This window comes from Falsiroseomonas sp. E2-1-a20, assembly GCF_051433195.1.
Classification (GTDB): Bacteria; Pseudomonadota; Alphaproteobacteria; order Acetobacterales; family Acetobacteraceae; genus Falsiroseomonas.
In genome coordinates this window covers 126405-151855 of the sequence record NZ_JBHMFT010000004.1, presented here as the reverse complement: position 1 = coordinate 151855, position 25451 = coordinate 126405, and the positions used below count along the sequence as shown (strand labels likewise).

The following is a 25451-nucleotide window of genomic DNA, read 5'->3' as shown; positions in this document are numbered from 1 at the left end:
TTACGATCTTGTGCCGGAAGAACCGCGCGACACGGTGTTTGGTTGCATCGGCCCGAGGCAGCCTAGGCCGAAGCGACCTTCGCCGGATCGGTGTTGGACCCGCAGACCACCACCGCCACCCGCGCCCCGGGCGGCGGCACGAAGGCGCCGCTGGTCAGAGCCGCCAGCGCCGCGGCGCCGCCGGGTTCCGCCACCAGGCGCAGCGCGGACCACAGCCGGCGCTGCGCGTCGAGGATGGCCGCATCCGGCACCAGTACCGCCCGCGCCACATGCCGCCGCGCCACCGCGAAGCCCAGCGCGCCGACCTGGCGCGCGCCCAGGCTGTCCGCCGCCAGGCCACCGACCGGGGCGGGCAGCGGGTGGCCGGCGGCCATCGCGTCGTGCAGCGCCGGGCAGCCCTCGGGCTCCACGCTGATCACCTCCACCCCCCGATCCGGATTTCCGGCCGCTCCGCGGCGGGCGTACCAGGCCGCGATGCCGCCGATCAGGCCGCCGCCGCCGGTCGCCACGAGGACATGCGTCGCCTCCGGCGCGTCCTGCCACAGCTCCAGGCCGACGGTGCCCTGGCCGGCCAGGATCTCCGGCTGGTCATAGGCATGCACCAGCAGCGCACCGGTGCGGGCGGCATGCGCCTCGCTGGCGATGCGCGCCTCGTCATAGGCGGCGCCGATGCGGTGCAGGATGGCACCGGAGGCCTCGATGCGGTCGGTCTTGGCCGAGGGTGTCGCCACCGGGCAGAACACCTCCGCCATGTGGCCCAGCGCCTGCGCGGCATAGGCGACGGCGGCGCCGTGGTTGCCGCCGGAGGCCGTGACCACGCCCGCCGCCGGCACCGGCACCGACAGCATGCGGTTGAAGGCGCCGCGCGGCTTGAAGGACCCGGTGGCCTGCAACAGCTCCAGCTTCAGGATCAGCGGGATGCCGAGGCCGAGGTCGGCGCCGGCCATGCGCAGCAGCGGCGTACGGCGAATATGCGGGGCGATGCGGGCGGAAGCCGCTTGGATATCGGAATGAGTCGGCGCAATCATGCGCCGAAGCTGGCAGGCACCCCGCCTCCTGGCAACCGGCCCAAGGGTCCGGGCGGAGGCGCGGGTGGCCCCTTTAACCCCCGCCACCTTTCTGCCATGGTCCGCCGACACGATTGAGGTTACCAATCTGTCATGTCTCTGCACGGGTCCTGCGTGGCCCAGGATGAGGAGGGTGTTCTGATCCTGGGGCCTTCGGGCAGCGGGAAGTCCGATCTCGTCCTGCGGCTGCTGGGCCGCGGCTGGACGCTGGTCGCCGACGACCAGGTGGAGCTGACGGCGTCCGGCGAAGCGCTGCATGCCGGGGCGCCGGAGGCGCTGCGCGGATTGCTGGAAATCCGCGGCCTCGGCCTGTTCGAAGGCATCCCCACCCTGGCATCCGTCCCGCTGCGACTCGCCGTGCAGTTGCTGCCGCCGGGGGCGGCGCAGCCCCGGATGCCGGAGCCGGCGCGGTTCGAGGCGCTCGGCCTGTCCCTGCCACTGGTGGCGCTGCGCGGGCTGGAGGCCTCCGCCCCGGACAAGATCGGCTATGCCCTCGCCGCCGCCTGCGGCCATGCCCGCAGCCCGGCCGGGGCGTTGCAGCCCGAATCCACCCCCAACGGGGCATCCCCCGCTTGAACGCCGCCAGCCCCGAAACGCGCCGCCCGGTGCTGCTGGTCACCGGCCTGTCCGGCGCCGGCAAGGCCTCCATCCTGCGGACGCTGGAGGATCTGGGGTTCGAGACGGTGGACAATCCGCCCTTGCAGATCCTGCCGGAACTGGTGGCGGATGGCAGCGCGCCGCTGGCGATCGGCGTCGATGCGCGGTCGCGCGGCTTCGATGCCGCGGAGTTGCTGCGCGCCGTCGCCCGGCTTCGTGAATCGCCCGGCATCGCCGCCAACCTCATCTTCGCCACGGCGGAGGAGCCGGTGCTGCTGCGCCGCTTTTCCGAGACCCGCCGCCGCCACCCCCTGGCCCCCGGCGGCCAGCTCGGCAGCCGCGTGACGGAGGGCATCGCGCGGGAAGCCGCGCTGCTGGCCCCGCTGCGGGAGGCGGCGGACCTGGTGGTGGACACATCCGAGATGCCGCTGCCCGAGTTGCGCCGGCAGATCGAACGCCGCTTCCGACCCGAAAACGCCACCGGGCTTGCCATCGGCATCGTCTCCTTCGGCTTCCCCAAGGGCCTGCCGCGGGAGGCCGACATGGTCTGGGACGTGCGCTTCCTGCGCAACCCGCACTACGACCCGGTGCTGCGGCCGATGACCGGGCGCGATGCGCTGATCGCCGATTTTGTCGAGGCCGATCCCACCTACGCCCCATTCTGGGATCGCATGACCGGGTTGATCGAGCTGCTGTTGCCCCGCTACGCCGCAGAGGGGAAGAAGTATCTCACCGTCGCCATCGGCTGCACCGGTGGGCGGCATCGTTCGGTCCTTGTCGCCGAACGCCTGGCTTCCCATCTCGCATACTCAGGCTGGCGGGTGGACTTGATCCACCGCGATATGCCCAGCCCCCCGGCACCAGGGGGGGCATCTGCGGGGCGGGAGGCCCTGGCACACTCATCATGATAGGTCTCGTGCTCGTCACCCACGGCCGCCTCGCCGAGGAATTGCGGCTTGCCATGGAACACGTGGTCGGGCCGCAAGGCGCGGTCGCCACCGTGTGCATCTACCCCGAGGACAAGCTGGAGGCGCGGCGGGAGGATATCCGCCACTGCATCGCCCGCGTCGACCAGGGCGATGGGGTGGTGGTGCTGACCGACATCCTGGGCGGCACGCCGTCCAACCTGGCCTTCCAGCTGTGTGACCACCGCACCGTGGAAGTGATCGCCGGCGTCAACCTGCCGTTGCTGGTCAAGCTGGCCAAGATCCGCGGCTCCGAGCCGCTGCCGGAGGCGGTCGCCCACGCGACCGCCGCCGGCCGAAAATACATTGCCAGTGCGGGCGACATGCCGGATGGCCAGAAGCCGCCGAATGGGCATGATGCCGGGAACGGAGACGCCACATGAACGAATGGCCCGACGAAGCCGGGGAATCCAAGGCCGCCCCCGCGCCGGTCGGCGCGCTGGAGGCCGAGGGGCCCTGCGGCTGCGACCCGTCCGGCGGCCTGGCGATGCGCAAGACGGTGAAAATCGTGAACAGCCGCGGGCTGCACGCGCGCGCGGCCGCCAAGCTGGTGACGGTGGCGGAACGCTTCTCCGCCTGCGTCAACGTCTCCCGCCACGGGCAGTCGGTGCCGGCCTGCTCCATCATGGGGCTGATGATGCTGGGCGCCGGCCAGGGCAGCGAAGTGGTGGTGGAAGCCGAGGGTTGGGACGCCAAGGAAGCGCTGGAGGCCATCACCGGCCTGATGGAAGCCGGCTTTCATGAGGATTAGCGGAGCAGGGGTTCCGCATGAAGGCTGAGAAGCCGGACGCCAAGGGCCCCGAGGCGGCGCGGAAAGCCGCGCGCCGCGGCAGGGAAGTGGTGATCAAGGGCATCCCGGTCTCCCAGGGCATTGCCATCGGCGCCGTCTTCGATACCAGCGAGCCACCGGCCGAGGCGCCGCGCCGGGCCATCCTGGAAGCCGCCATCGACTCGGAGAAGCAGCGCCTGGCCGCGGCCGTGGCGGCATCGCGGAAGCAGGTCGCCAAGCTGAAGATGCGCCTCGGCGTGCTGCCGGAGGAGGCGCAGGAGGAACTCGAGCCGCTGCTCGACGCCTACGCCATGATGCTGGGCGACAGTCGCCTGATCCGCGGCGCCCGCAAGCGCATCGAGCACGAACTGCTCGCCGCCGAGACCGCCGTGGCGGATGAGGCGGATGCGATCGCGGAAGTGATCCTCGGCGCCCGGGACGACGACAAGGCCGGGCTGCGCCGCCGCGCCGGGGAAGTCCGTGAAATCGCGCGACGGCTGACCCGCAACCTGACCCAGAACCCCTTCCGCAGCTTCAAGGACGTGCCGGAAGGCGCCATCCTGGTGGCGGAGGAAGTCACCCCCGCCGATGCCGCGCTGCTCGACCCAGCCCGGATCGCGGGCGTGGCGACGGAGGAAGGCGGCGCCGATGGCCACACCGCCATCATGCTGCGGGCGCTGGGCATCCCGGCGGTGCTCGGCGCGCATGGGCTGACGGAAGCCGCGCGGCGTGGCGACCAGGCGGTGCTGGATGGCGCGGCGGGCACCATCGCGCTGCACCCGACCGCCGCCACCCTGGCCGCGGCGAAGGACCAGGTCGCCGGCTACGCCCGCGAACGCACGCGGCTGGCCAAGCTGCGCCGGCTGCCGGCGGTGACCACGGATGGCGAGGCGGTGGAGTTGCTCGCGAACATGGAGATCCCGGCGGAGCTGCCGCTGATCGCCCAGGCCGGCGCCCAGGGCATCGGCCTGCTGCGCACCGAATTCCTGTTCATGAACCGCGAGGACCTGCCGGACGAGGACGCCCAGGTGGCGGCCTATGCGCCGATCGTCGCGGCGATGGGCGGCGACCCGGTCACCATCCGGGTGCTCGACTGGGGCGGCGAGAAGGACATGGAGGCGCTGGCCGCCGGCATCGAGCCGCATTCCAGCCCCAACCCGGCGCTCGGCCTGCGCGGCATCCGCATGCTGCTGAAGCGGCCGGAACTGCTGGAGGCGCAGTTCGCCGCCATCCTGCGGGTGGCCGGCGGCGCGCCGGACGGCGTGGTGCGCGTGCTGCTGCCGATGGTCACCATCCCGTCCGAGGTGAAGGCGGCGCGCGAAATCTATGAACGTGTGGCACGGCGGCTGCGGCGGCGCGGCGAAAGGCTGCCGGACAAGCTGCCGGACCTGGGCGCCATGGTGGAAACCCCGGGCGCCGCCCTGGCCGCGGATGCCATCGCGCTGGAGGCGGATTTCTTCGCCATTGGCACCAATGACCTGGCGATGTACACGCTGGCGGTGGACCGCAGCGACGCCGAGGTCAGCCACCTGTACGACCCGCTGCACCCCGCCGTGCTGCGCCTGATGCAGTTCGCCACGGAAGCCGCGCTGCGGCTGCGCATGCCGGTCTCCGTCTGCGGCGAGATGGGCGGCAATCCGCGGCTGGTGCCGCTGCTGCTGGGCCTCGGCATCCGCAGCCTGTCGATGAACGCGAGCGCGCTGCCGCGGGTGAAGCAGGCGGTCCGCAGCCTGGATATCGGCGATTGCGCGCGATTCGCCCGCCGGGTCATGGAGCAATCCGACCCGTCCCGCATCCGTGAACTGGTGGATGGCTTCGCCAGCGGCGTGACCGAACGCGGCTGAGGTTGCGCCTCGGATAAGATTCTCGCGCCACAGTGAACGCTGCCGCAACCTTGCCGCTGTCGTGCCGCCGCAGCGACACGCCATAGTGTCCGGATAACGCAGGACAGGCAGGGAGACAGCACCCGTGGGCACCATCCGCCGCGCCGCCGTCACCGGCCTGTTCGCCGCCTGGCTGGCGCCCTTGACGGCCAGCGCCGACAACCCATCCACCGGACGCAACGCGGGCGGGGACCTGTGGGCCGAGCGGCCGGCGGACCCGGACGGCGACGCGGTGGCGGAGCGTGGCCGGCCGACGGATCTTCGGGAAACCGCGCCGGGGCCTACCGCCGAAACGTGACCAGCAGGTTGTTCGCGGGCATCTCCAGGATCTCCGGCGCCCCGAACCTTTCGGCCGCGGCGGCCGCGGCCACATCCTCCAGCCGGCGCAGGCCCCATGCCGGGTTGCGGGCGCGCAGGCTGGCGTCGAACTCCTCGTTGCTCGGCGCCGTCGTCACCCCTTCGCGGCGGTAGGGGCCGTACAGCGCCAGCGGCGCGCCTGGTGGCAGCAGCCGGGCGGCGCCGCGCAGCAGGCCGGGCGTCGCCGACCACGGGGCGATGTGGATCATGTTGATGCAGAGCACGGCCTCGGCGCGGTCCAGCGGCCAGTCCGCGGCGACCGCATCCAGCGCCAGGGCCGGGCGGATATTCCGGATGCCGGCGCACCAGGCATCGATGCTGGCGCGGGATTCGGCGTCCGGGTCGCTCGGCTGGAACACCAGGCCGGGCAGGTTCTGGGCGAAATGCGCGCAGTGTTCCCCGGTGCCGCTGGCCACTTCCAGCACCAGGCCGGCGGCGGGCAGAAGGTGGCGCAGCGCGGCCAGGATGGGCTCGCGGTTGCGCGCGGCGGCGGGGGCGATGCGGCGCAGGTCATCTGTCATCGGGGGGCGATCCGGCCTTCCAGCCGCGGCGCCACCTGGCCGAGCGCGGCCAGATGCGCGGCGAAGGCATCCTCCATCGGCGGGCCGGAATCATAGGCTTCCAGCGCATGGTCGCGCAGCATCGCGTAGCCGTCGCCGCCGCGGCGCAGGAAGTCGTTGGTCACCAGCAGGTAGTCGGCCTCCGCCTGGACCGGGCCGGCGCGGCGCCCGGTGGTGATGCGGGCCTGGGCGATGCGCTGGCCGGCGGGCGCTGCGGCATCCCAGGTGAAGACAAGACCCGCCACCTGCGGAAAGCGGCCGCTGCCGGGGCTGGATACGCCGTTCTCCAGCGCCGCCAGCAGATGCGCGCCGCGCAGCCGCACCGTCGCCACCGTGTTGCCGAAGGGCAGGGTGGTCAGCACGTCGCCGAGTGTGATGGTGCCGGATGGCAGCCCGGTGCGGATGCCGCCGGCATTGGTCAGCGCCACATCGGCGCCCGGCACCGCGGCCAGCAGCGCATCCGCCAGCAGGTTGCCGACGCCGCATTCGCCGAGCCGGCAGGTGGTGTTCTCGAGCCCGCCGGCCGATTGCGCCACCAGCCGGCCGCGCACCTCCCCGAGCGGCGCGGCGAATTCCGCCACCAGCCGGGCGGTGGCGGGGTCCTCCGGCAGCTCGGCGGTGACCTCCGCCGCCTCGCCCCGCGCCGCCGCCACCCGCCCATCGGGCGCCAGGTCCAGGTCCAGCCGCCCGCGCCAGCGGCCGAGCGCGCCGGCCTGCACGATGCGCACCGGGCGGTCGGCGCCGTCCACCACCAGCGGGCCTTGCAGCAGGCTGTGCGAATGGCCGCCGACGATCACGTCGAGGCCCGGCACGGCCGCCGCCAGCGCACGATCAGCCTCCAGCCCGTGATGCGACAGCACCAGGATGGTGGCGGGGCCGCCGGCGCGGATGCGCGCCACCTCCCGCGCCGCGGCGTCCTCCGGCGCGGTGAAACGCAGGTTGGGGCCGGGGGAGGAGATCTGCGGGATGCCTTGCAGGGTCAGGCCGATGACGCCGATGCGGGCGCCACCCACCAGGAACACGGCGGACGGCGCCACCAGCCCGGCCAGCGCCGGTTCGGCCGAGATATCCATGTTGGCGGCCAGCAGCGGCGCGCCCAGCGCCCGCAGGTAGCGCGCCAGGGTTTCGGGCCCGCCGTTGAAGTCGTGGTTGCCGGGCGCCATGGCATGCACGCCCCATTGGCGCTGTACCGCGGCCTCGGCCAGCCCGCGATGCATCGTGTAGAACAGGCTGCCGAGGAACTGGTCCCCGGCATCCAGCGCCAGCACCGCCCGCCCCTCCGCCACCGCGGCGGCCCGCGCGGCACGGAAGCTGGCGACCAGCCGCGCGGCGCCGCCGGCGCAGGGCGCGCCGGCACGGCAGGACGCGCCGCCGGCCTGGGCGCCCTCGTGCCGGCTGTGGAAATCGTTCAGGTGCAGGATCGCCACATGCTTTGCCGCGTCTGCCCGGGCCGGGCGCAGCGCCGGAAGCGCGAGCGGCAGGGAGGCCAGAAGCTGGCGGCGGTGCAGGGTCATGGCTTGGGCTCCCGCGGGACGGCGGCCCGGATAGCGGATCGCACCGCCTGCGTCACATGATCTTCGCGAGGCACCCGCAAAATCCATGTCCCCGCGGCCACGCCCACGATGATCTGACCGAAACGAAGTGCAAACCACGCCCGGCCCGCCTTGCGGCGCCGGTCACGGGGGTCGATACGGGATGAACTTCCCGCAAGATCGAGTGCCGGACGCGGAATGCAGGTCTATCTGCCGATTGCCGAGATGTCGGTGGATGCCCTGCTGCTGCTGGGCATCGGCTTCGGCGTGGGCTGGCTGTCCGGGCTGTTCGGCGTCGGCGGCGGCTTCCTGCTGACGCCGCTGCTGATCCTCATCGGCATTCCCGCGCCGGTCGCGGTCGGCTCGGGGGCCAACCAGACGCTCGGCGCCTCGGTCTCCGGCCTGATCGCGCAGTGGCGGCGCGGCAACGTGGATTTCCGGATGGGCACCGTGCTCATCATCGGCGGCTTCTTCGGCTCGCTGGCCGGCGTGCAGTTGTTCGCCTGGCTGCGCCGCGCCGGCCAGGTCGACCTGGCGGTGGCGATCTTCTACGTCGTGGTGCTGGGCAGCGTCGGCGCGCTGATGGTGCGCGAAAGCCTCGGCGCCATCCTGCGCCGCAAGCGCGCCCGCCCGGCCCGGCTGCATGAGCACCTCTGGATGCACGGGCTGCCGTTCAAGATGCGGTTCCGCAAGTCGCGGCTGTACATCTCGGTCATTCCGCCGCTCGGCATCGGCTTCGGGATCGGCGTGCTGTCCGCCATCATGGGCGTCGGCGGCGGCTTCATGCTGGTGCCGGCGATGATCTACCTGCTCGGGATGCCGACGGCGGTCGTCATCGGCACGTCGCTGTTCCAGGTGGTCTTCGTCACCGCCAACGTCACCTTCCTGCAGGCCATCCAGGTCGGCAGCGTCGATATCGTGCTGACCCTGCTGCTGCTGGCCGGCGGCGTTTCGGGGGCCCAGTTCGGCGCCGCCATGGGCACCAAGCTGCGGGGGGAGGAGATGCGCGCGCTGCTCGGCGCGCTGGTGCTGGCCGTCGCGCTGTCCCTGCTGTGGGACCTGCTGCGGGTGCCGGATGCGCTGTTCGTCATCGGGCCGGTGCCATGAACAGGGCGAGGCGCCTGCCGGTCTGCCTCGCCCTGCTGCTCGCCCTGATTGCCTGGGGACCGGCGATGGCCCAGACACCGCCACCACCGCTGCCCCCGCCTGTTGTGGTGCCGGTCGCCCCGCCCTCCCTCGCCGCCGACCTGTCGCTGCGCCGGATCGAGGTGACCACCGCCTTTTCCGGTGCCGAGATCCTGGTCTTCGGCGCGACCGAGCGCCTGATCGGCCCGCAGGGCGACGAGGTGCTGGTGCTGGTCACCGGGCCCGAGACCTCGATGATGGTGCGCCAGAAGGTCAATGTGCTGGGCTTCTGGGTGAACGGGGCCGCGGCCCGCTTCAACCGGGTGCCGAGCTACTGGGCGCTGGCCTCCACCCGCCCGCTGACCCAGCTTCTGGACCGGGTGGAGCGCGGCGACCTGCGCCTGGCGCTGGACCAGCTTCCCCTGGTGCAGCTCGGCGCGCAGGGCCCCGCCTTCCGCGCCGCGCTGGCGGAATTGCAGCAGGACGCCGGCCTGTGGGTGGACCGCGACCGCCCGATCGAGGTTTCCGGCGGCCGGCTGTTCCATGCCCGGCTGCCGCTGCCGGCCACCGTGGTGCACGGCGCCTACCTGGTGCAGGTGATGCTGGTGCGCGACCGCCGCGTGGTGGCGCGCCAGGAATTGCGGCTGGACGTGGTGCGCACCGGCAGCGCCGCCTGGATCGCGGACATCGCGCGCGGCCAGCCGGTGCTGTATGGCATCGCCTGCATCATCCTGGCGGGGCTGGCCGGCTGGTTCGGCAGCGTGGTGTTTCGCCGCAGCTAGACCATGATCCGCGCTGACAGAAGCGCGGATCATGGTCTGGCCCATTGTTTGTTCGCGTGATTCACGCCTCCGGCCGTTCCAGCCTTCGGCGATCACGCTCTGGATTCCGGGGGATTTGGACATGGGCGAGACGGCCGAGGCCGCGCAGGCGCGGCGGGACCGGGTCTTCCTGGTCGTGGTGGATGACAGCCCGGAGCGCACCCTGGCGCTGCGCTACGCGGCGCTGCGCGTGCGCAAATCCGGCGGAAGGGTGGCGCTGCTGCGGGTGATCGAGCCGGCCGGCCAGGTGGAATGGGCCGGCGTCGGCGCCATGCTGTCCGAGGAACGGCGGGAGGAGGCCGAGCGCCTGCTGTCCGGCCTGGCGGCGGAGGTGAACGAGATCACCGGCGGGCTGCCCATGCTGCTGATCCGGGAGGGCGATGCGCGCGACGAGCTTCTGGCGCTGCTGGCGGAGGATCCGCGGATTTCCATCCTGGTGCTGGCCAGTTCCACCGGCGGGTCCGGCCCCGGCCCGCTGATCCAGGCGCTGACCGGGCGGTATGCCAACAAGCTGCCGGTGCCGATGACCATCGTGCCCGGCGGCATCAGCGACGCGGAGCTTGAGAGAGTAACCTGATCCAGACCCTCGGGCGGCGGGCGCGCGCGCGGCACGCTCGCCTCGCGGAACAGGCCGCGGGCGCCATCCGGCGCCTCGGCCCGCCGTAGCGGCGGGCCGCCTGAACCACGCCTTCGGGCGGCGGCCCTGCCGGTTGCAGCAGGCCCTAAAACGGACCACATAGGTCGGGTATCGCCAGCACTGCGGAAGCGAAGAACATGTTCATCGAGACGGAAGCCACCCCGAATCCGGCCACGCTGAAGTTCCTGCCCGGCCGGGACGTCATGGCCGCCCGCGGCACCGCGGATTTCACCACCGCCGAGGACGCCACCGGCCGCAGCCCGCTGGCCGCCCGCATCTTCGGCGTGGGTGATGTCGCCCGCGTCTTCCTCGGCCAGGATTTCGTCACCGTCACCAAGACGGACGAGGCCGAATGGCAGATGCTGCGCCCGCGCGTGCTGGGCGCGGTGATGGAGCACTACCTGGCCGGCCTGCCGGTGATGGAAGGCGCCGACGCCGAGGCGGAGGCCGAGGATTTCGACCCGGAGCACGGCGAAATCGTCGACCAGATCAAGGAATTGCTGGACACGCGGGTGCGCCCGGCGGTGGCGGCCGATGGCGGCGACATCGTCTTCCGCGGCTTCCGCGAAGGCGTCGTCCGGCTGCACATGCAGGGCGCCTGCGCCGGCTGCCCCTCCTCCCGCGCCACGCTCAAGCATGGCGTCGAGACCATGCTGCGCCACTACGTACCGGAAGTGGTCCGGGTGGAGCAGGTGGAAGCCTGACCCGCCCCCATCGGCGGCGGGGATGATGATCATCATCTCGCCGCCGTATTGGCCTGCGGCGCCGCGGCCTCATATGCCGGCTTCCAGCGAAGGAGCCTTCGGCACATGACTGATACATTGGACGCAACGACCTTAAGCGACACGGCGCTCGACACCCTGTTCCGCACGGCGCGGACGCAGAACAAGTGGCAGGACCGGCCGGTGCCGGACAGCAAGCTGGAGGAGGTCTACGACCTCCTGAAGTTCGCGCCGACCTCGGCCAATTCCTCCCCGGCCCGCTTCGTCTTCGTGCGCACGGATGAGGGCAAGGCGCGGGTGAAGCAGGCGCTGTCGCCGGGCAATGTCGAGAAGACGATGACGGCGCCCGTCATCGCCATCGTGGCGCACGACACGGCCTTCTACGACAAGCTGCCCTTCCTGTTCCCGCACGCCGATGCGCGGTCCTGGTTCGCCGGCAATCCGGCGCTGGCGGAGACCACCGCCTTCCGCAACGGCACCCTGCAGGGCGCCTACCTGATCCTGGCCGCGCGCGCCGCCGGCCTCGATGCCGGACCGATGAGCGGCTTCGACAATGCGAAGCTCGACAACCTGTTCTTCGCCGGCACCACCTGGAAGTCCAACTTCCTGGTCAATCTCGGCTATGGCGACCCCACCGGCCTGTTCCCGCGCAGCCCGCGGCTGAGCTTCGACGAGGCGGCGCGGCTGGAATAGCGAGGGGACCGGCGGCTTGCGGCGCACCGGTCCTGCACTCTCACAGGATGGCCCGGATTTCGTCCCACAGTGGGGTGGTTGAAGGCAGGTAGCGCCGAAGGCTTGCCTTCGCCTTGTCGAATTCCTCGACGAACCGTGCGGGATCCTGCAACGGCAGTCGATGCAGGTCCGCAAGCTCGTAGTCCCACCATCGGGTCGCGGACAGGGACCTGCACAGGTCCTCGCTGAACCTGAACCGGATCAGCCTGGCGGGTGTGCCGCCGAAGATTGCATAGGCCGGCACATTCTTCGTGACCACCGACCCCGACGCGACGATCGCCCCGTCTCCGATCGAGACACCCCCCGAGATCATGACGTCCGACCCGATCCAGACGTCATGGCCGATGATGATCTCGCGCCTCTGCGGCTGCGGCGTCGGCACCTGGTTGAAGACGGGCGCCTGACCATCCCTGGCCTCGGCATCCTCCAGATAGGACGCCACGAATTCCCGGTGCCGGTTGAAGACCGCGGAGGAGGTCGAGACGGCTTCCACCGGATGGCGGAAGCCCACCATCCTTCCGCCCCCGGCAATCGAGCAATACCGGCCGATCTTGGTGTTGAACGGGAAGGCGGACATGACGGAGCCGAAGGAGCCCAGGTGGTAGATCTCCTTGCCGGCTCCGATCGTCGTATAGCGCTCGACCACCGCCGCCTTGTTGATCGTCACGATCGTGCCGATCTTCCATCGCGTGACATAGGGCCCGGTGTATTTCGCCTTGTTCGCCCCCGTCCGGTCCTGGAAGATGTCCCTGCTTTCCAGGAAATCATGGAATGCCGGCGTGACCTTGATGAACGCCCTGGATTTGTCCTCCGAAACCAATGACATCCGCTCTCCTCTACGCGCCCAGTGCTTCCTGACGGTCTGCAGACCGATGGGACCGGGTTCGATCGGCGGGCCGGCGCCCTTCGCAGATCCGGCCGCGCCGGTCGCTCGGGCGGTTTGGCGCATTTTCCGAGTCGTCAGGCATATCCGCCTGACTTGAAAATGCACTAACCGGCAGCGTCCGGATCACAGCACGCCGAACCGGGCGAACACCTCGGCCAGCTTCGCGCCGCGCTCCAGCTCCGCCATCGTGCTGTCCTCGCGGGACAGTTTCTCGGCGGCGGCGGCCAGCACGGCGTCCTCCAGCGCGCGAGGGATGACGACGACGCCGTCGATGTCGCCGAACACCAGGTCGCCCGGCGCCACCAGCGCGCCGGCCACGGTGCAGGGCACGTCGATGGCGCGGATCTCGCCGCGGCCCTGGCTGTCCAGCGGGCCGATGCCGGCGTGGAACACCGGGAACTGCCGGGCGCGGACCTGCCGCACGTCGCGGACATAGCCATCGGTCAGGCAACCCGCGGCGCCGCGTGCCTTGGCGGCGGTGGTCAGCAACCCGCCCCAGGGCGCGATGCGCAGCGACCCGCCGACCGCCAGCACCACCACCTCCCCGGGTTGCAGGTCATCGACCAGTTGCATCTCCAGCGCATAGGGATTGTGGCCGGGCAGGACCTCCGCGACCTCCATGTACTGGCCGGTGCGGGCGCGGCCGACCATGACCAGGTCTTCGTCCAGCGGCCGGATGCGCGGCGGCAGCGCCTGGTGGCGGGCGCCGCAGGCGTCCAGGCTGTCCGACAGCAGCGGCGCGTTCAGCCGCGCCAGCAGGGCCGGGTCGATCATCTCGGGGTTCCTCCGCCAGGGGACCAAAGATCAGCACGCGACGCGGCGCGGGGACAGCCGGGGGGAACCCCGGATTTGCACCGGGCGTTCCTGGGGCTGGGCAGAAGGAGTTCCGGCCATGTCGCCGAACCCGCTTTGGATCCTGGCCCGCAACCTGCTGGCCGGCTTCGGCATCGCCACGGTGGCGGTGACCGTACTGTGGATGGCCGACCCCGGCGGGGTGGGCGGCCTGCTGCTGCGCGATGCCAGCCACCCCGTGCCGCTGGCGCTGCTCTGGCTGTTCCTCGGCCTGACCTGTGGCGCCGTGCAGTTCGGCATCGCGCTGCAACTGGGCTCGGAGGCGCCGCCGCCTCAGCCGCGCCGGCGCACCCGGGTGGACCAGATGTGCCACGCATATGTGGCGATGAAGCCGCCGACGACGACGTAGGCCAGCGGCTCCAGCCAGCCCTCGATCCGGTCGTACTGGTCTTCCATGTAGTAGCCGGCAAGGGCCAGGAAGGTGATCCAGACGGTGCTGCCGAGCGCCGTATAAAGGTAGAAGACCGGGCGCGGAATGTGGATCAGCCCGGCCGGGATCGAGATCACGGTGCGGATGCCCGGCAGCAGCCGGCCGAAGGACAGCGCGACCGGGCCGTATTTCGCCAGCGTCGCCTCGGCCTTGCGCAGATCATCCTCACCCACCGCGAACCAGCGGCCGTAGCGGCCGACCAGGGGCCGGATGCGGTCGGCGCCGATCATGCGCGACAATTCGTACCAGAATACGTTGCCGAGCAGCGTGCCGACCACGCCGGCGATCAGCGCGGCGACCAGGGACATCTGTCCGCGCGCCGCGGCGAAGCCGGCCAGCGGCATGATCACCTCCGACGGGATCGGCGGGAACAAATTCTCCAGGAACATCAGCGCCAGCACGCCCGGCCAGCCGCCGGCGGCGACCACGCCCGTGACCCATTCGATCATTCGGCAACCCCGTACAGCATGATGGCGACCTGGCGGCCGCGGGAATAGTTGAAGCCGGTGACCAGCCCACGCTCCTGCACCGGCACGTTGCGCGCGGCGGCTTCGGCGCGGAAGGCGCCCTCCTGCCGATCCGCGACGGCGACCAGCCGTCCGGGTTCGCCGGCCAGGAATTCGGCCGCGGCGGCCCCGTTGGCGAGCAGGGCGATATCGCCCCCCATCGCGAACAGCAGGGAGGGTTCGTGGTAGCCCGCGATCCCGAACTGGGCCGCCGGCAGCGCCGGTGCCGCCTGCCGCACCGCCTCCGCGATGCGTGGCGAAAGCCAGGGCGCCGTCAGCCGCGGCAGCACGCCGCCCAGCGCCACCGCCTGCAACGGCACCGCCAGCAGCACGGCGAGCAGCGCGGCACGCGCCGGCGCACCCTCCCGCAACATGCGCAGCAGGCCCCAGGCGAACAGCGCGGCGGCGGGGATGCCGAGCAGGGCCACCAGCGAAACCTCCCGGTCCGCCAGCACCGGCAGCACGGCGCAGGCAATCGCCAGGCCCACCGCCGTGGCGATGGCCCCGAAGGTGGCAAGGCCTGCCAGCCAACGCGGCGGCGCGCGCCGCAGCGGGTCCAGCGCCCAGGCGGCGGCCAGCAGCATCAGCGCCGGGTAGGCGGGCAGGGCGTAGTGCGGCAGCTTGGTGGTCACCGCCTCGAACATCAGCCAGACCGGCACCGCCCAGGCGAGCAGGAAGCGCGTCGCCGGGCGCAGCCGGTCGGACCACACGCCGGGCGCCGCGCGCAGCACCAGGAAGGCGGCGGGGAAGGCGGCGATGCCGAAGCTCAGCAGGTAGTAGCCGGGCGGGCCCCAGTGGTTCTCATCGGCGCCGCCGACCTTGCCGAGCATGTCGCCGCCCAGCGCCTCCGCGATGAAGCGGCCCTCGGTGGCGATGGTGACGGCGACGAACCAGGGGGCGGCGGCCAGCAGCATCAGCGGCACGCCCCAGGCCGGGCGCAGCAGCCGCAGCCAGGGCGCGTTGCGGTCCGCGATCGCCAGGGTGATGCCGGCCAGCAGCGGCACCAGCGGCCCGATCGGCCCCTTCAGCAGCACCGAGGCGCCCAGCACCAGCCAGAACGCCGCCGCGTGCCGGGCGCCGAAGCCGCTGGGTGCGACATAGGCGCGGCCCATCAGCCCCATCGCCACGACGATGGTGCCCAGCAGCGCCGCATCGGTCTTGGCAATATGCGTCTCGACGCCGAGGACGAAGCAGCCGGCGAGCAGGGCCGCGCCGAGGAAGGCGGCGCGCCTGCCGACCAGCGCCCGGCCGAAATAGGCGGTGGCCAGCACCGCCAGCATGGCGCCCATCAGCGACGGAAGCCGGTAGGCCCATATGTCGGCGCGGGTGCCGACGCGCAGCGCCTCCACCGTGTGGACGGCGGCGGCCTGGGCCCAGTGGATGCCGGCGGGCTTCTTGTTGCGCTCGACCTCGCCCAGGCGGATGCGGACGTAGTCGCCGGTCTCCACCATCTGGCGGCTGGCCTGGGCGAAACGGCTTTCGTCGCGGTCGCCGGCGGGCAGCGTGAAGAAACCGGGCAGCCAGAACAGCAGGCACAGCAGCGCGAGCCAGGGAAGCGGCCGCCGCGTCTCCGGCAGCCGATCGAGAAACTCGCGGAGCGCCTGCATGGCGGCGCCCCTAGCATGGCGCGGTTCGGGGGGCCATAAACCGCGCGACATGCCCCCTGAAAATGACCCCGACCGCCCCGCCGCGACCCGGCGCGTGACGGCGAAGCCGCCCAATTCCCGCGCCGCCCGAGCCGCCCCGCCCCCGGGCACGCGCAGCGCCGCGCTGGACCTGCTGGCCGCGGTGTTCGAGCGGCGCCGCCCGCTGGAGGAGGCGCTGGACCAGCTTCCGGCCGCCGTGGAGCCCCGCGACCGCGCCGCCGCGCACCGCCTGGCCGCCGCCGTGCTGCGCCGCACCGGCAGCCTGGATGCGGTGCTGGAGCCGTTCCTGCGGCGCGAGCCGCCGCCGGTGGTGCGCGCCGCCCTGCGCATGGGCGCGGCCGAATTGCTGCTGCTGAACACGCCGGCGCATGCCGCCGTCGCCGCCACCGTCTCCGTGGTGCCGCGGCCCTTCGCCGGGTTGGTGAATGCCGTGCTGCGCAAGGTGGCGACGGAAGGCCCGGCCGCCTTCGCCGCGCTGGAATCCGAAAGGCTGGATACGCCGCCCTGGCTGTGGTCCGCCTGGCACGCCGCCTACGGCCCGGCAGTGCGCGCCATCGCCCGCGCGCACCAGTTCCCCGCCGCGCTGGACCTGACCCTCGCACCCGGCGCGCCGCCGCCGGAGGGCGCGGTGCAACTGCCGACCGGAAGCTGGCGGCTGCCGGAGGGCACCCGGGTGACGGACCTGCCCGGCCTGGCGGCGGGCCATTTCTGGGTGCAGGACGCCGCAGCCGCCCTGCCCGCGCGGCTGCTGGCGGTGCAGCCCGGCGAGCGCGTGGCCGACCTGTGCGCCGCGCCCGGCGGCAAGACGGCGCAGCTCGCCGCCGCCGGCGCGCGCGTGACCGCGGTGGAGCGCGACCCGAAGCGGGCGGTGCGGCTGCGGGAAAACCTCGCGCGGTTGCACTTCGAGGTGGAGGTGGTGGAGGCCGACGCCGCCACCTGGATGCCCGACGAAGCCAATCGCCTTGCTGGCGAAGCCGGTGGCTTCGACGCCATCCTGCTCGATGCGCCCTGTTCCGCCACCGGCATCATCCGCCGCCACCCCGACATCCCGCATCTGAAGCGCCCCAAGGACCTGCCCGCCCTGGTGGAGGCGCAGGCCCGGCTGCTGGCGCAGGCGGCGCGGCTGCTGCGGCCGGGCGGGCGGCTGGTCTATGCCACCTGTTCCCTGCAGCCGGAGGAAGGCGAGGCGCATCTGGCCCGCGCCGAGCGCTTCGGCCTGGTGGCCGACCCCTTCGCACCCACCGAGCTGCCCGGCCTGCGCACCGCGCTGATCCGCGGCGGCACGCTGCACACGCGGCCCGACATGTGGGCCGAGCATGGCGGCCTGGACGGCTTCTTCGCGGCACGCTTCCGGCGTGCCTGAACCCGGCGCCTGAACCGGGCGCCTGAACTGGGCGCCTGATTGGTTCCGGAGAAATCCGTGCTACCAACACCTGAAATCCGGGTGTTGGACGAAAATGGCTGCTGCCGAACTGGACCGAATCGACCGCGAGATCCTGCGCCTCATCATGCAGGATTCCTCCCGCTCCCTCGCCGAGATCGCGCAGGAGGTCGGCCTCACCCCCACCCCCTGCTGGAAGCGCATCCGGCGGATGGAGGAGACAGGGGTCATCACCGGGCGCGTCGCGCTGGTGGACCCGGCCAAGGTCGGGCTGCCGATCTCGGTCTTCGTCGCGGTCGAGACCGGCGACCACTCCGCGGAGTGGATCGCCCGCTTCGCCGCCGCGGTGGACAGCCTGCCGGAGATCGTCGAGTGCTGGCGGCTCGGCGGCGACGTGGACTACCTGCTGCGCGTGGTGGTGCCGGACATGGCGGGCTACGATTCCTTCTACCGCCGCTTCGTCGCCGCCGTGCCCGCGCTGCGCAAGGTGACCGGGCGCTTCGCCATGGAACGGGTGAAAAGCACCACGGCCCTGCCCCTGTGATCCATGGCATTGTGATCGGGCCGGACCCGTTCGGAATGCGGTTCCAGCCGCCACGGGCGGTTTCCCCCCGCTCCGGCGGCGGCTAGAACCGCAGGGACATGTCCAGATCCCCCCGCATCGCCCCGTCGCTGCTCGCCGCCGACTTCACCCGGCTGGGCGAGGAAGTCGCCGCCATCGAGGCCGCCGGGGCCGACTGGCTCCACCTCGACATCATGGATGGGCATTTCGTGCCCAACATCTCCTTCGGCCCGGGGCTGGTGAAGTCGCTCCGCAAGCGGTCCGGGATGTTCTTCGACGTCCATTTGATGATCGCCCCGGCCGATCCCTACCTGGCCGCCTTCGCCGAGGCCGGCGCGGACCTGATCAGCCTGCACCCGGAGGCCGGGCCGCATCTGCACCGGTCGCTGCAGACCATCCGCGGCCTCGGCAAGCAGGCCGGCGTGGTGCTGAACCCCGGCACGCCGCTCGAAGCCGTGGCGCCGGTGCTGGACCTGTGCGACCTGGTGCTGGTGATGTCGGTGAACCCCGGCTTCGGCGGGCAGTCCTTCATCCGGTCGCAGTTGGCGCGCATCGCAACGCTGCGGGCCATGATCGCGGCCAGCGGGCGTGACATCGCCCTCGAGGTCGATGGCGGCGTCACCGCCGCGACTGCGCCGGATTGCCTGGCCGCCGGGGCGGATGTGCTGGTCGCCGGCACCGCGGTGTTCGGCACCGCGGACTACACCGCGGCCATCGCCGGGCTCAGGGCCATGAACAGGGAACAGGCCGCATGATCGGGGGGGTCCTGCGCGGCGCGCGCCGCATCATCGCCAACCTCAAGCCGATCAAGGTGCCGGACGGCCCGGCGCGATCCTTCCGCGACCTGTGGCCGGGCGATGCGGCGCGCGGGGCGCGGCTGCTGCGCGGCGAATTCGAGGCCTTCGGCACGACCCGCCCGCTGCGGCCGCAGGAGGATGAGGGCCAGCCGCGCAGCACCGACTGGATCGCCGCCAATTCCGGCGCGACCACGGCCAGCGCCTGGCACGCCGCCGCGCATGGCTTCGCCTGGCTGCGCGACCTGCGGGCGCTGGGCACCGATGCCGCGCGGATGCGGGGGCGGATACTGGCGGCCGATTGGCTCGCCTTCGGCAGCCACGACCCGCTGGCGGAGGCGCCGGAGGTGGCCGGTGCGCGCATCTCCGCCTGGCTTGGCCACTGGGACTTCCTGGCGGCGACGGCGGAGGACGAGTTCCGCAAGCAACTCATGCAGCGCCTCGCCCAGGATGCGCGCGGCGTGGTCGCCGGCCTGCCGGCGGAGGCCGCGCATCGCGGCGCGCTGGTGGCGCTGAAGGGCGGCATGGCCGGCGCCGTGGCCCTGGGCGAGGAAACCTGGCTCGCCCGCTGCGTCCGCTTCCTGCCGCAGGAGCTGGAACGCCAGTTCCGCCCGGATGGCGGCCATGTGGAACGCAGCCCGGCCATGCAGCTCGCCGCGCTGCAGGACCTGATCGAGATCCGCAACCTGCTGCATGGCGCGGGGGTGGAAGCACCGCCGCTGCTCGCCGCGACGCTGGACCGCGCCGCGCCGGCGCTGCGCATGCTGCGCCACGCCGATGGCGGCCTGGCGCTGTTCAACGGCACGCGGGACGAACAGGCCGCCTTCATCGACCTGGTGCTGACCCAGGGCCAGTCGCGCGGCCGGCCGCCGCCCTTCCTGCCGGATACCGGCTTCCACCGCCTGGCCGCCAGCCGCACGCTGGTGCTGATCGATTGCGGTGCCCCCGCACCCTCCCGGCGCGATGCCACCCCCGGCGGCCTGCCGCGCGGCGCCGACCGCAACGCCCATGCCGGCACCCTGTCCTTCGAGATGTCGGTCGGGCGCGAACGCCTGATCGTCAATTGCGGGGCCGCCCCGGCGGCGGAAGGCGAATGGCGCGACGCGCTGCGCGCCACCGCGGCGCATTCCACGCTGGTGCTGGCGGATACCAATTCCTCGGAACTCAGGCCGGAGGGTCTCGGCCGCCGCGTCGATGCCGTCACCACCGACCGGTTCGAGGAGGACGGCAAGCTGTGGCTGGATGCGACGCAGGATGGCTGGCAGCGCCAGTTCGGCGTCCGCCACCGGCGCCGCCTGTTCCTGTCGGATTCCGGCGACACGCTGATCGGCGAGGATCTGCTGGAGCCGGTGCGGGAGGTGAACGTGCCGGCCTTCGTGCTGCGCTTCCACCTGCATCCCTCCATCACCGCCAGCCTGCAGCAGGATGAGCAGGGGGCGCTGCTGCGGCTGTCCTCCGGCGTCGGCTGGCGGCTGCGCACCGGCCCCGGCATCCGCGTCGCGATCGAGGAGAGCATCTACCTGGGCGGCGAGGCCCGGCGCAGCAACCAGGTGGCCCTGCATGCGGAGGCCGGCACCACCGCGCTGCAATGGTCGCTCGCCCGCGTCGGCGTGCCGGCCCCCACCACGCCCGAATCCCAGCCGGAATAGGACGGGCGCCGCCTCCAGCACCTGCGCGCCATGAAGATCCTCGAGGTCACCAACGTCGATTTCTCGCTGGTGCATTTCCTGCTGCCGCTGATGCGCGCCCTGCGCGAGCGCGGGCATGAGGTGGTCGGCTGCTGCGCCGAGGGCCCGCTGCTGGAAGGCCCGCGCGCCGAGGGCTTCCGGATCGCCACCGTGCCGCTGGCCCGCAGCCTGAACCCGGTGCCGCAGGCCCGCGCGCTGGCCGCGCTGGTGGCGCTGATCCGGGCGGAGAAGCCGGACCTGGTGCATGCCCACATGCCGATCAGCGGCCTGCTGGCGCGCACCGCCGCGCGCATCGCCGGCGTGCCGCGCATCGCCTATACCTGCCACGGCTTCCTGTTCAACCAGCCCGGCCCCTGGTGGCGCGGCCGCCTCGCGCTCGGCCTGGAACGCGCCGCCGGCCGCATCACCGACACCTACATGACGGTCAGCGCCGAGGAGGCGGAGGATGCGCGGCGGCTCGGCATCCACCCGAACCCCGTCGCCGTCCTGAACGGCCGCGATTCCACGAAGTTTCGGCCCGATCCGGTGGCCCGTGCGCGGCTCCGGGCGGAACTCGGGGCGGGGGAGGCGGATTGCGTGGTGCTCGCCGTGTCCCGCCTGGTGCGCCACAAGGGTTTTCCCGAATTGCTGGCGGCCATGGCCGCGACGCCGCCGAACTGCGTGCTGTGGGTCGCGGGCCAGCGGCTGGCCAGCGACCATGGCGAGGACATGGAGCTGCATTTCGAGCGTGCCGCGGCTGTGCTCGGACGGCGCCTGGTCCGGCTCGGCTACCGCCGCGACGTGCCGGTGCTGATGGCGGCGGCCGATGTATTCTGCCTGCCCTCGCATTTCGAGGGCCTGCCGATGTCGATCATCGAGGCGATGCTGACCGGCCTTCCCGTGGTCGCCACCGACATCCGCGGCCCGCGCGAACAGGTGGCGCCGGAGGAGACCGGGCTGCTGGTGCCCGCCATGACGGTGGCGCCGCTGGCCACGGCGCTGTCCCGCCTGGCCACCGACCCGGCGCTGCGCCAGCGCATGGGCCAGGCCGGGCGGGCGCGCGGCCTGCTGCGTTTCGACGAGGCGAGGGTCCTGCGCAACACCCTGGATCTATTGGAGGCCGGCGGCACGGGCGCCTGAACTCCGGACGGTTCCACACGTTGGGCGCCGCGTGTCCGGAGTAGAGAGTCATGCAGCAATCCACCACCACCGTCGCAGCGACGGACAAGCTTCCCTCCCGCGTCTCCTGGGGCGCCATCCTGTCGGGTGCGCTCGTTGCCGTCGTGGTCGGCGCCATGTTCAACATCCTGGGCGTTGCGATCGGTGCCAGCACGGTCGACCTCGCGATCCCGGGCGAGACGCCGGAAGCCTCGACCTTCGGCATCGCCGGCGCCGCCTGGTTCCTGCTGTCCAACCTGCTCGGCCTGGCCTGCGGCGGCTATGTCGCGGCGCGGCTTTCCGGCACGGCGGATGATACCGACGGCGTGCTGCATGGCCTGTCGGTCTGGGCGATCGCCTTCCTGGTCTCCGGCGTGCTGCTCGGCAACGTGGTTGCCGGCACGGCGCGCGGCGTCGGCTCCGCCGTCAACAGCGTGGCCAGTGGCCTCGGCTCGGCCGCCGGCAGCCTGGGTTCGGCCGCCAGCGAGGCGGTGCCGGAGGTGAACCCGCAGGCGCTGACGGAACGCCTGCAGGCCAGCTTCCAGGGCGGCGGCGAGCCGGCGCAGATGACCCCGGACCAGCGCCGCGCCGAGATGGCGCGCATCGTCGGCGACCGGGTGACCAGCGGCGAGCTGGCGCAGCCCGCCCGCGACCGGCTGGCCAACCTGGCCGCGGCCGAATTCGGCATCGCGCCGGAACAGGCGCAGCAGCGCGTGCAGGAGCTTGAGGCCGAGGCGACCCGCGTGGCGAACGAGACGGAGCGGCAGGCCCGCGAGGCGGCGGATGCCGCGGCGCGCGGTGCGGCGATCGGCGCCTACTGGCTGTTCGCCACCTTGCTGCTGGGTGCGGCGGCGGCGGTGATCGGGGCCAAGGTCGGCACCCGCAAGACCATCCTGCTGTCGGCGAACCGCCGCTACGTCTGAGGCGGGACGGCCCCCGCCAGCTCGGCGGGGGCCGGATTCTAATGCCCGGCGCGCACCGCGCGAGCCGGTGCGCCCTTGCCGCCCAGGCGGCGGATGGCGACGCTGAGCAGGATGAGCAGGACGCCGCCGACAATCAGCGCGGCGCTCCAAAGCAGGGTGTGGGTCAGCGCCTCACCGGCCAGGCTGGGCCCGGCGGTGGCGAAGACGCCCAGCACCAGGGCCACCAGGAACCCGAAGACGCCGAGCGTGAGGCAGACCAGCGCCACGGCATCGGCGAAGGTTCCCGCCATGGCGGCGAGGGAGGAACGCGTGCTGTCCGCGTTTTCCTGCAGGGTGCGACCCACCAGGAACACGAACAGCAGCGTGATGGCAATCCAGAGCCACATCCCAGTCGTCCCTCGCCCCAACGCGGCGCCGCATCATGCGGACGCCGCGCTTTTGCAGCAAGCGCAACCGGGTGTGCAAGGCCTCAGTAGCGGTACTGCTCGCCCTTGAAGGGGCCCTGCTCCGGCACGCCGATGTAGCCGGCCTGCTGCGGGCTGAGCGTTGTCAGCTTGGCGCCGACCTTGGCGAGGTGCAGCGCCGCCACCTTCTCGTCCAGGTGCTTCGGCAGGACGTAGACCTTCTTCTCGTACTTGCCCGGGTTCGCCCACAGCTCGATCTGCGCCAGCGTCTGGTTGGTGAAGGACGCGGACATGACGAAGGAGGGGTGGCCGGTGGCGTTGCCCAGGTTCACCAGGCGGCCTTCGGACAGCAGGATGATGCGCTTGCCGGTCGGGAACTCGATCTCGTCGACCTGCGGCTTCACATTGTCCCACTTGTAGTTCTTCAGCGCCGCGACCTGGATCTCGCTGTCGAAGTGGCCGATGTTGCAGACGATGGCGCGGTGCTTCATGGCGCGCATGTGGTCGGCGGTGATGACGTCCACATTGCCCGTGGCGGTGACGAAGATGTCGGCCATCGGGGCGGCATCCTCCATCGTCACCACCTGGTAGCCCTCCATCGCCGCCTGCAGCGCGCAGATCGGGTCGACCTCGGACACCATCACGCGGCAGCCGGCGTTGCGCAGCGAGGCGGCGGAGCCCTTGCCCACGTCGCCGAAGCCCGCGACCATCGCGACCTTGCCGGCCATCATCACGTCGGTGCCACGGCGGATGGCGTCCACCAGCGACTCACGGCAGCCATACAGGTTGTCGAACTTCGACTTGGTGACGCTGTCGTTCACGTTGATCGCCGGGAACAGCAGCTTGCCTTCCTTGGCCATCACGTACAGGCGGTGGACGCCGGTGGTGGTCTCCTCGGAGACGCCGACGATGTTCTTCGCCAGTTCGGCGAACCAGCCGGGCTTCGTCTTCACCAGCTTCTTGATGAGGGCGAAGAAGACTTCCTCCTCCTCGTTGGTCGGCTTCTCGAGGAAGGCGACGTCGCCCTGTTCGGCGCGCAGGCCGTAATGCACCAGCAGCGTCATGTCGCCGCCATCGTCGAGCAGCACGTTCGGCGTGCCGCCATCGCCCCACTCCAGCGTCTTCTGCACATAGTCCCAGTATTCCGGCAGCGTCTCGCCCTTGATGGCGAAGACCGGCGTGCCGGCGGCGGCGATGGCGGCCGCGGCGTGGTCCTGGGTCGAGAAGATGTTGCAGGAGGACCAGCGGACATCGGCGCCGAGATGCTTCAGCGTCTCGATCAGCACCGCGGTCTGGATGGTCATGTGCAGGCAGCCGGCGACGCGGGCGCCCTTCAGCGGCTGCGTCGGGCCGTATTCGGCGCGGACGGCCATCAGGCCGGGCATCTCGTCCTCGGCCATGCTGATCTCCTTCCGGCCCCAGCCGGCGAGGGACATGTCCTTGACGATGAAGTCGGTGGTCTGGCCGTGGGCGTCGGGCATGGGAAATCCTTCGGTCGCGTCTGACTTGGCTGGCGCCGTGTAGCAGGGTGGCGGCATCAGGCCAAGCTGTAAGCGCGAAGCATAAGGATATCTTTATGTTTGGCGCCTACTTCAGCGGAAACCCCAGCGCCGTCAGCGCCTCCCGCATCCGGTGCCGGCCGCTCAAACCCGCCGCCGTGCCGACCCGCGAGATCATGCGCTGGCTCCAATCCTGCCGGCCCATGCCCTGCGCCTCGGAAAACGCACCGAGCGCGCCGTCGTAGCCCGCGATGCCCGCTGTCTCGCCAGCCACGCCGTACTGTTCCCGGTGCAGCACCAGCGCCTGCGGCAGCCGCGGCTTCACCGCGCCCTGCGCGGCGGGGTGGCCGACCGCCATGCCGAAGGCGGCGAAGGCGCCCGGCGGCAGGGCCAACTCCGCCGCCACCTTTTCCGGATGGTGCCGCAGCGCGCCGACATAGACCGTGCCGAGGCCGAGCGATTCCGCCGCCACCAGCGCGTTCTGCGCCGCCAGCGCCGCATCGACCAGCGCCACCATGAAGGATTCCAGGTAGTCCAGCCCCTCCATCCGCGTCTGGTGCGCCTCCCCCAGCCGGGTCAGGCGGGACAGGTCGGCGATCCAGCACAGGAACAGCGGCGCCTGGCGGATGAAGCCCTGCCGGGCCGCAAGGTCGGCCAGCCGGTTGCGCCGCGCCGCGTCCTGCACCGCGACGACGCTCCAGGCCTGGAGGTTGGAGGAGGTGGGGGCGGATTGCGCGGCGGCCACCAGCGTCTCCAGCGTGCCTTCCGCCAGTGGCGCATCCGTGAAGGCGCGGATGGAGCGGTGGCCGAGCAGGGTTTCGAGCACCGGGTTCGTCGCCTCCAGCGCCTGGTCGGGGCCGGCGCCTTCGCCGTAGCGGGCCTGCACGGAATCGGGCGTCTGCTGGTCCATGGGGCTGTCTCCGCTTGGTGCTGCATGCGCGTAACGCGAAGCGGCACCCACGGCAAACCCCGTTGA

General features: G+C 71.9%; 28 protein-coding genes. 18 read left to right on the top strand and 10 right to left on the bottom strand.

Going from position 1 to position 25451, the window contains the following annotated elements; genetic code table 11:
- Positions 1–62 precede the first annotated feature (62 nt).
- Entirely contained in the window at positions 63–1028 is a 966-nt protein-coding gene (locus tag ACFHPP_RS07290; RefSeq protein WP_437162601.1) for a threonine/serine dehydratase, read from the bottom strand.
- Positions 1029–1160: 132 nt separating this feature from the next.
- Between ACFHPP_RS07290 and ACFHPP_RS07285 the strand changes: the two genes are divergently transcribed.
- The 6 genes from ACFHPP_RS07285 to ACFHPP_RS07260 all read left to right on the top strand — a co-directional run bounded on the left by ACFHPP_RS07285 (position 1161) and on the right by ACFHPP_RS07260 (position 5579).
- Positions 1161–1643, top strand: a complete 483-nt coding sequence (locus ACFHPP_RS07285; RefSeq protein ID WP_437162600.1) for an HPr kinase/phosphorylase — start codon at positions 1161–1163, stop codon at positions 1641–1643.
- Positions 1640–2572, top strand: coding sequence for an RNase adapter RapZ (rapZ, locus tag ACFHPP_RS07280; RefSeq protein WP_437162599.1), 933 nt, complete (start codon positions 1640–1642; stop codon positions 2570–2572). Before ACFHPP_RS07285 ends, rapZ begins: the two co-directional genes overlap by 4 nt.
- On the top strand, positions 2569–3012 hold the full coding sequence (locus ACFHPP_RS07275) for a PTS sugar transporter subunit IIA (RefSeq protein WP_437162598.1): 444 nt from the start codon (positions 2569–2571) through the stop codon (positions 3010–3012). The genes rapZ and ACFHPP_RS07275 overlap by 4 nt, the downstream gene beginning before the upstream one ends.
- Positions 3013–3116: 104 nt before the next feature.
- Entirely contained in the window at positions 3117–3380 is a 264-nt protein-coding gene (locus ACFHPP_RS07270; protein ID WP_168049409.1) for an HPr family phosphocarrier protein, read from the top strand.
- 17 nt (positions 3381–3397) lie between these two features.
- A complete protein-coding gene (gene ptsP, locus ACFHPP_RS07265) occupies positions 3398–5242 on the top strand; it encodes a phosphoenolpyruvate--protein phosphotransferase (RefSeq protein WP_437162597.1) in 1845 nt (614 codons plus the stop codon).
- Between the two features lie 124 nt (positions 5243–5366).
- On the top strand, positions 5367–5579 hold the full coding sequence (locus ACFHPP_RS07260) for a hypothetical protein (protein WP_437162596.1): 213 nt from the start codon (positions 5367–5369) through the stop codon (positions 5577–5579).
- Here ACFHPP_RS07260 and ACFHPP_RS07255 read toward each other — a convergent pair.
- Entirely contained in the window at positions 5563–6159 is a 597-nt protein-coding gene (locus ACFHPP_RS07255; RefSeq protein ID WP_437162595.1) for a DUF938 domain-containing protein, read from the bottom strand. The genes ACFHPP_RS07260 and ACFHPP_RS07255 overlap by 17 nt on opposite strands.
- Entirely contained in the window at positions 6156–7712 is a 1557-nt protein-coding gene (locus tag ACFHPP_RS07250; protein WP_437162594.1) for a bifunctional metallophosphatase/5'-nucleotidase, read from the bottom strand. Before ACFHPP_RS07250 ends, ACFHPP_RS07255 begins: the two co-directional genes overlap by 4 nt.
- A 216-nt stretch (positions 7713–7928) precedes the next feature.
- Between ACFHPP_RS07250 and ACFHPP_RS07245 the strand changes: the two genes are divergently transcribed.
- From ACFHPP_RS07245 to ACFHPP_RS07225, 5 genes are all read left to right on the top strand, one after another.
- A complete protein-coding gene (locus ACFHPP_RS07245; RefSeq protein ID WP_437162593.1) occupies positions 7929–8837 on the top strand; it encodes a sulfite exporter TauE/SafE family protein in 909 nt (302 codons plus the stop codon).
- Positions 8834–9637: a TIGR02186 family protein gene (locus ACFHPP_RS07240; protein ID WP_437162592.1), complete on the top strand. Its 804-nt coding sequence runs from the start codon at positions 8834–8836 to the stop codon at positions 9635–9637. The genes ACFHPP_RS07245 and ACFHPP_RS07240 overlap by 4 nt, the downstream gene beginning before the upstream one ends.
- 121 nt (positions 9638–9758) lie before the next feature.
- Positions 9759–10253 (top strand): universal stress protein, encoded by a 495-nt coding sequence (locus ACFHPP_RS07235; RefSeq protein ID WP_430668480.1) that lies wholly within the window; start codon positions 9759–9761, stop codon positions 10251–10253.
- Positions 10254–10450: 197 nt separating this feature from the next.
- Positions 10451–11017 (top strand): NifU family protein, encoded by a 567-nt coding sequence (locus ACFHPP_RS07230; protein WP_437162591.1) that lies wholly within the window; start codon positions 10451–10453, stop codon positions 11015–11017.
- Positions 11018–11122: 105 nt separating this feature from the next.
- Positions 11123–11728 carry a malonic semialdehyde reductase gene (locus tag ACFHPP_RS07225; protein ID WP_437162590.1) on the top strand — a complete coding sequence of 202 codons (606 nt, stop codon included), beginning with the start codon at positions 11123–11125 and terminating at the stop codon, positions 11726–11728.
- A gap of 40 nt (positions 11729–11768) precedes the next feature.
- Here the strand turns inward: ACFHPP_RS07225 and ACFHPP_RS07220 are convergent, their stop codons facing one another.
- Together ACFHPP_RS07220 and ACFHPP_RS07215 are read right to left on the bottom strand one after the other, a co-directional pair.
- Entirely contained in the window at positions 11769–12716 is a 948-nt protein-coding gene (locus ACFHPP_RS07220; RefSeq protein ID WP_437162589.1) for a CatB-related O-acetyltransferase, read from the bottom strand.
- Positions 12717–12776: 60 nt separating this feature from the next.
- On the bottom strand, positions 12777–13427 hold the full coding sequence (locus ACFHPP_RS07215; RefSeq protein ID WP_437162588.1) for an RraA family protein: 651 nt from the start codon (positions 13425–13427) through the stop codon (positions 12777–12779).
- Positions 13428–13545: 118 nt separating this feature from the next.
- Here ACFHPP_RS07215 and ACFHPP_RS07210 point away from each other — a divergent pair, with 118 nt between their 5' ends.
- Positions 13546–13854 carry a hypothetical protein gene (locus ACFHPP_RS07210; RefSeq protein ID WP_437162587.1) on the top strand — a complete coding sequence of 103 codons (309 nt, stop codon included), beginning with the start codon at positions 13546–13548 and terminating at the stop codon, positions 13852–13854.
- Here the strand turns inward: ACFHPP_RS07210 and ACFHPP_RS07205 are convergent.
- On the bottom strand, positions 13779–14384 hold the full coding sequence (locus ACFHPP_RS07205) for a DedA family protein (RefSeq protein WP_437162586.1): 606 nt from the start codon (positions 14382–14384) through the stop codon (positions 13779–13781). The genes ACFHPP_RS07210 and ACFHPP_RS07205 overlap by 76 nt on opposite strands.
- Positions 14381–16048, bottom strand: a complete 1668-nt coding sequence (locus ACFHPP_RS07200; protein WP_437162585.1) for an ArnT family glycosyltransferase — start codon at positions 16046–16048, stop codon at positions 14381–14383. Before ACFHPP_RS07200 ends, ACFHPP_RS07205 begins: the two co-directional genes overlap by 4 nt.
- A 49-nt stretch (positions 16049–16097) precedes the next feature.
- Between ACFHPP_RS07200 and ACFHPP_RS07195 the strand changes: the two genes are divergently transcribed.
- The 6 genes from ACFHPP_RS07195 to ACFHPP_RS07170 all read left to right on the top strand — a co-directional run bounded on the left by ACFHPP_RS07195 (position 16098) and on the right by ACFHPP_RS07170 (position 22572).
- Entirely contained in the window at positions 16098–17450 is a 1353-nt protein-coding gene (locus tag ACFHPP_RS07195) for an RsmB/NOP family class I SAM-dependent RNA methyltransferase (protein ID WP_437162584.1), read from the top strand.
- Positions 17451–17544: 94 nt separating this feature from the next.
- Positions 17545–18012 carry an Lrp/AsnC family transcriptional regulator gene (locus tag ACFHPP_RS07190; protein ID WP_430668489.1) on the top strand — a complete coding sequence of 156 codons (468 nt, stop codon included), beginning with the start codon at positions 17545–17547 and terminating at the stop codon, positions 18010–18012.
- Positions 18013–18110: 98 nt separating this feature from the next.
- Positions 18111–18785, top strand: coding sequence for a ribulose-phosphate 3-epimerase (gene rpe / locus ACFHPP_RS07185; protein ID WP_437162583.1), 675 nt, complete (start codon positions 18111–18113; stop codon positions 18783–18785).
- Complete coding sequence (locus ACFHPP_RS07180; RefSeq protein WP_437162582.1) at positions 18782–20473, top strand: heparinase II/III family protein; 1692 nt, start codon at positions 18782–18784, stop codon at positions 20471–20473. Before rpe ends, ACFHPP_RS07180 begins: the two co-directional genes overlap by 4 nt.
- Positions 20474–20503: 30 nt before the next feature.
- On the top strand, positions 20504–21631 hold the full coding sequence (locus ACFHPP_RS07175) for a glycosyltransferase family 4 protein (protein ID WP_437162581.1): 1128 nt from the start codon (positions 20504–20506) through the stop codon (positions 21629–21631).
- Between the two features lie 50 nt (positions 21632–21681).
- On the top strand, positions 21682–22572 hold the full coding sequence (locus ACFHPP_RS07170; protein WP_437162580.1) for a hypothetical protein: 891 nt from the start codon (positions 21682–21684) through the stop codon (positions 22570–22572).
- 38 nt (positions 22573–22610) lie between these two features.
- Here the strand turns inward: ACFHPP_RS07170 and ACFHPP_RS07165 are convergent, their stop codons facing one another.
- The 3 genes from ACFHPP_RS07165 to ACFHPP_RS07155 form a co-directional block, all read right to left on the bottom strand.
- Positions 22611–22958 carry a hypothetical protein gene (locus ACFHPP_RS07165; protein ID WP_437162579.1) on the bottom strand — a complete coding sequence of 116 codons (348 nt, stop codon included), beginning with the start codon at positions 22956–22958 and terminating at the stop codon, positions 22611–22613.
- A gap of 83 nt (positions 22959–23041) precedes the next feature.
- Complete coding sequence (ahcY, locus tag ACFHPP_RS07160; RefSeq protein ID WP_437162578.1) at positions 23042–24457, bottom strand: adenosylhomocysteinase; 1416 nt, start codon at positions 24455–24457, stop codon at positions 23042–23044.
- A 106-nt stretch (positions 24458–24563) separates the two neighbouring features.
- Entirely contained in the window at positions 24564–25385 is an 822-nt protein-coding gene (locus tag ACFHPP_RS07155) for an NADPH-dependent oxidoreductase (RefSeq protein WP_437162577.1), read from the bottom strand.
- Positions 25386–25451 lie beyond the last annotated feature (66 nt).

Bases quoted from the DNA above. Each gene is read 5' to 3' on its own strand.
- ACFHPP_RS07210 (WP_437162587.1), top strand. From the start codon at position 13,546: ATGTCGCCGAACCCGCTTTGGATCCTGGCCCGCAACCTGCTGGCCGGC.
- ACFHPP_RS07180 (WP_437162582.1), top strand. From the start codon at position 18,782: ATGATCGGGGGGGTCCTGCGCGGCGCGCGCCGCATCATCGCCAACCTC.
- ACFHPP_RS07220 (WP_437162589.1), bottom strand. From the start codon at position 12,716: ATGCGCCAAACCGCCCGAGCGACCGGCGCGGCCGGATCTGCGAAGGGC.
- ahcY (WP_437162578.1), bottom strand. From the start codon at position 24,457: ATGCCCGACGCCCACGGCCAGACCACCGACTTCATCGTCAAGGACATG.
- ACFHPP_RS07170 (WP_437162580.1), top strand. From the start codon at position 21,682: ATGCAGCAATCCACCACCACCGTCGCAGCGACGGACAAGCTTCCCTCC.
- ACFHPP_RS07190 (WP_430668489.1), top strand. From the start codon at position 17,545: ATGGCTGCTGCCGAACTGGACCGAATCGACCGCGAGATCCTGCGCCTC.
- ACFHPP_RS07200 (WP_437162585.1), bottom strand. From the start codon at position 16,048: ATGCAGGCGCTCCGCGAGTTTCTCGATCGGCTGCCGGAGACGCGGCGG.
- ACFHPP_RS07230 (WP_437162591.1), top strand. From the start codon at position 10,451: ATGTTCATCGAGACGGAAGCCACCCCGAATCCGGCCACGCTGAAGTTC.
- ACFHPP_RS07225 (WP_437162590.1), top strand. From the start codon at position 11,123: ATGACTGATACATTGGACGCAACGACCTTAAGCGACACGGCGCTCGAC.
- ptsP (WP_437162597.1), top strand. From the start codon at position 3,398: ATGAAGGCTGAGAAGCCGGACGCCAAGGGCCCCGAGGCGGCGCGGAAA.
- ACFHPP_RS07155 (WP_437162577.1), bottom strand. From the start codon at position 25,385: ATGGACCAGCAGACGCCCGATTCCGTGCAGGCCCGCTACGGCGAAGGC.
- ACFHPP_RS07195 (WP_437162584.1), top strand. From the start codon at position 16,098: ATGCCCCCTGAAAATGACCCCGACCGCCCCGCCGCGACCCGGCGCGTG.
- ACFHPP_RS07165 (WP_437162579.1), bottom strand. From the start codon at position 22,958: ATGTGGCTCTGGATTGCCATCACGCTGCTGTTCGTGTTCCTGGTGGGT.
- ACFHPP_RS07245 (WP_437162593.1), top strand. From the start codon at position 7,929: ATGCAGGTCTATCTGCCGATTGCCGAGATGTCGGTGGATGCCCTGCTG.
- ACFHPP_RS07255 (WP_437162595.1), bottom strand. From the start codon at position 6,159: ATGACAGATGACCTGCGCCGCATCGCCCCCGCCGCCGCGCGCAACCGC.
- ACFHPP_RS07175 (WP_437162581.1), top strand. From the start codon at position 20,504: ATGAAGATCCTCGAGGTCACCAACGTCGATTTCTCGCTGGTGCATTTC.
- ACFHPP_RS07250 (WP_437162594.1), bottom strand. From the start codon at position 7,712: ATGACCCTGCACCGCCGCCAGCTTCTGGCCTCCCTGCCGCTCGCGCTT.
- ACFHPP_RS07235 (WP_430668480.1), top strand. From the start codon at position 9,759: ATGGGCGAGACGGCCGAGGCCGCGCAGGCGCGGCGGGACCGGGTCTTC.
- ACFHPP_RS07275 (WP_437162598.1), top strand. From the start codon at position 2,569: ATGATAGGTCTCGTGCTCGTCACCCACGGCCGCCTCGCCGAGGAATTG.
- ACFHPP_RS07205 (WP_437162586.1), bottom strand. From the start codon at position 14,384: ATGATCGAATGGGTCACGGGCGTGGTCGCCGCCGGCGGCTGGCCGGGC.
- ACFHPP_RS07215 (WP_437162588.1), bottom strand. From the start codon at position 13,427: ATGATCGACCCGGCCCTGCTGGCGCGGCTGAACGCGCCGCTGCTGTCG.
- ACFHPP_RS07240 (WP_437162592.1), top strand. From the start codon at position 8,834: ATGAACAGGGCGAGGCGCCTGCCGGTCTGCCTCGCCCTGCTGCTCGCC.
- ACFHPP_RS07285 (WP_437162600.1), top strand. From the start codon at position 1,161: ATGTCTCTGCACGGGTCCTGCGTGGCCCAGGATGAGGAGGGTGTTCTG.
- rpe (WP_437162583.1), top strand. From the start codon at position 18,111: ATGTCCAGATCCCCCCGCATCGCCCCGTCGCTGCTCGCCGCCGACTTC.
- ACFHPP_RS07270 (WP_168049409.1), top strand. From the start codon at position 3,117: ATGCGCAAGACGGTGAAAATCGTGAACAGCCGCGGGCTGCACGCGCGC.
- ACFHPP_RS07290 (WP_437162601.1), bottom strand. From the start codon at position 1,028: ATGATTGCGCCGACTCATTCCGATATCCAAGCGGCTTCCGCCCGCATC.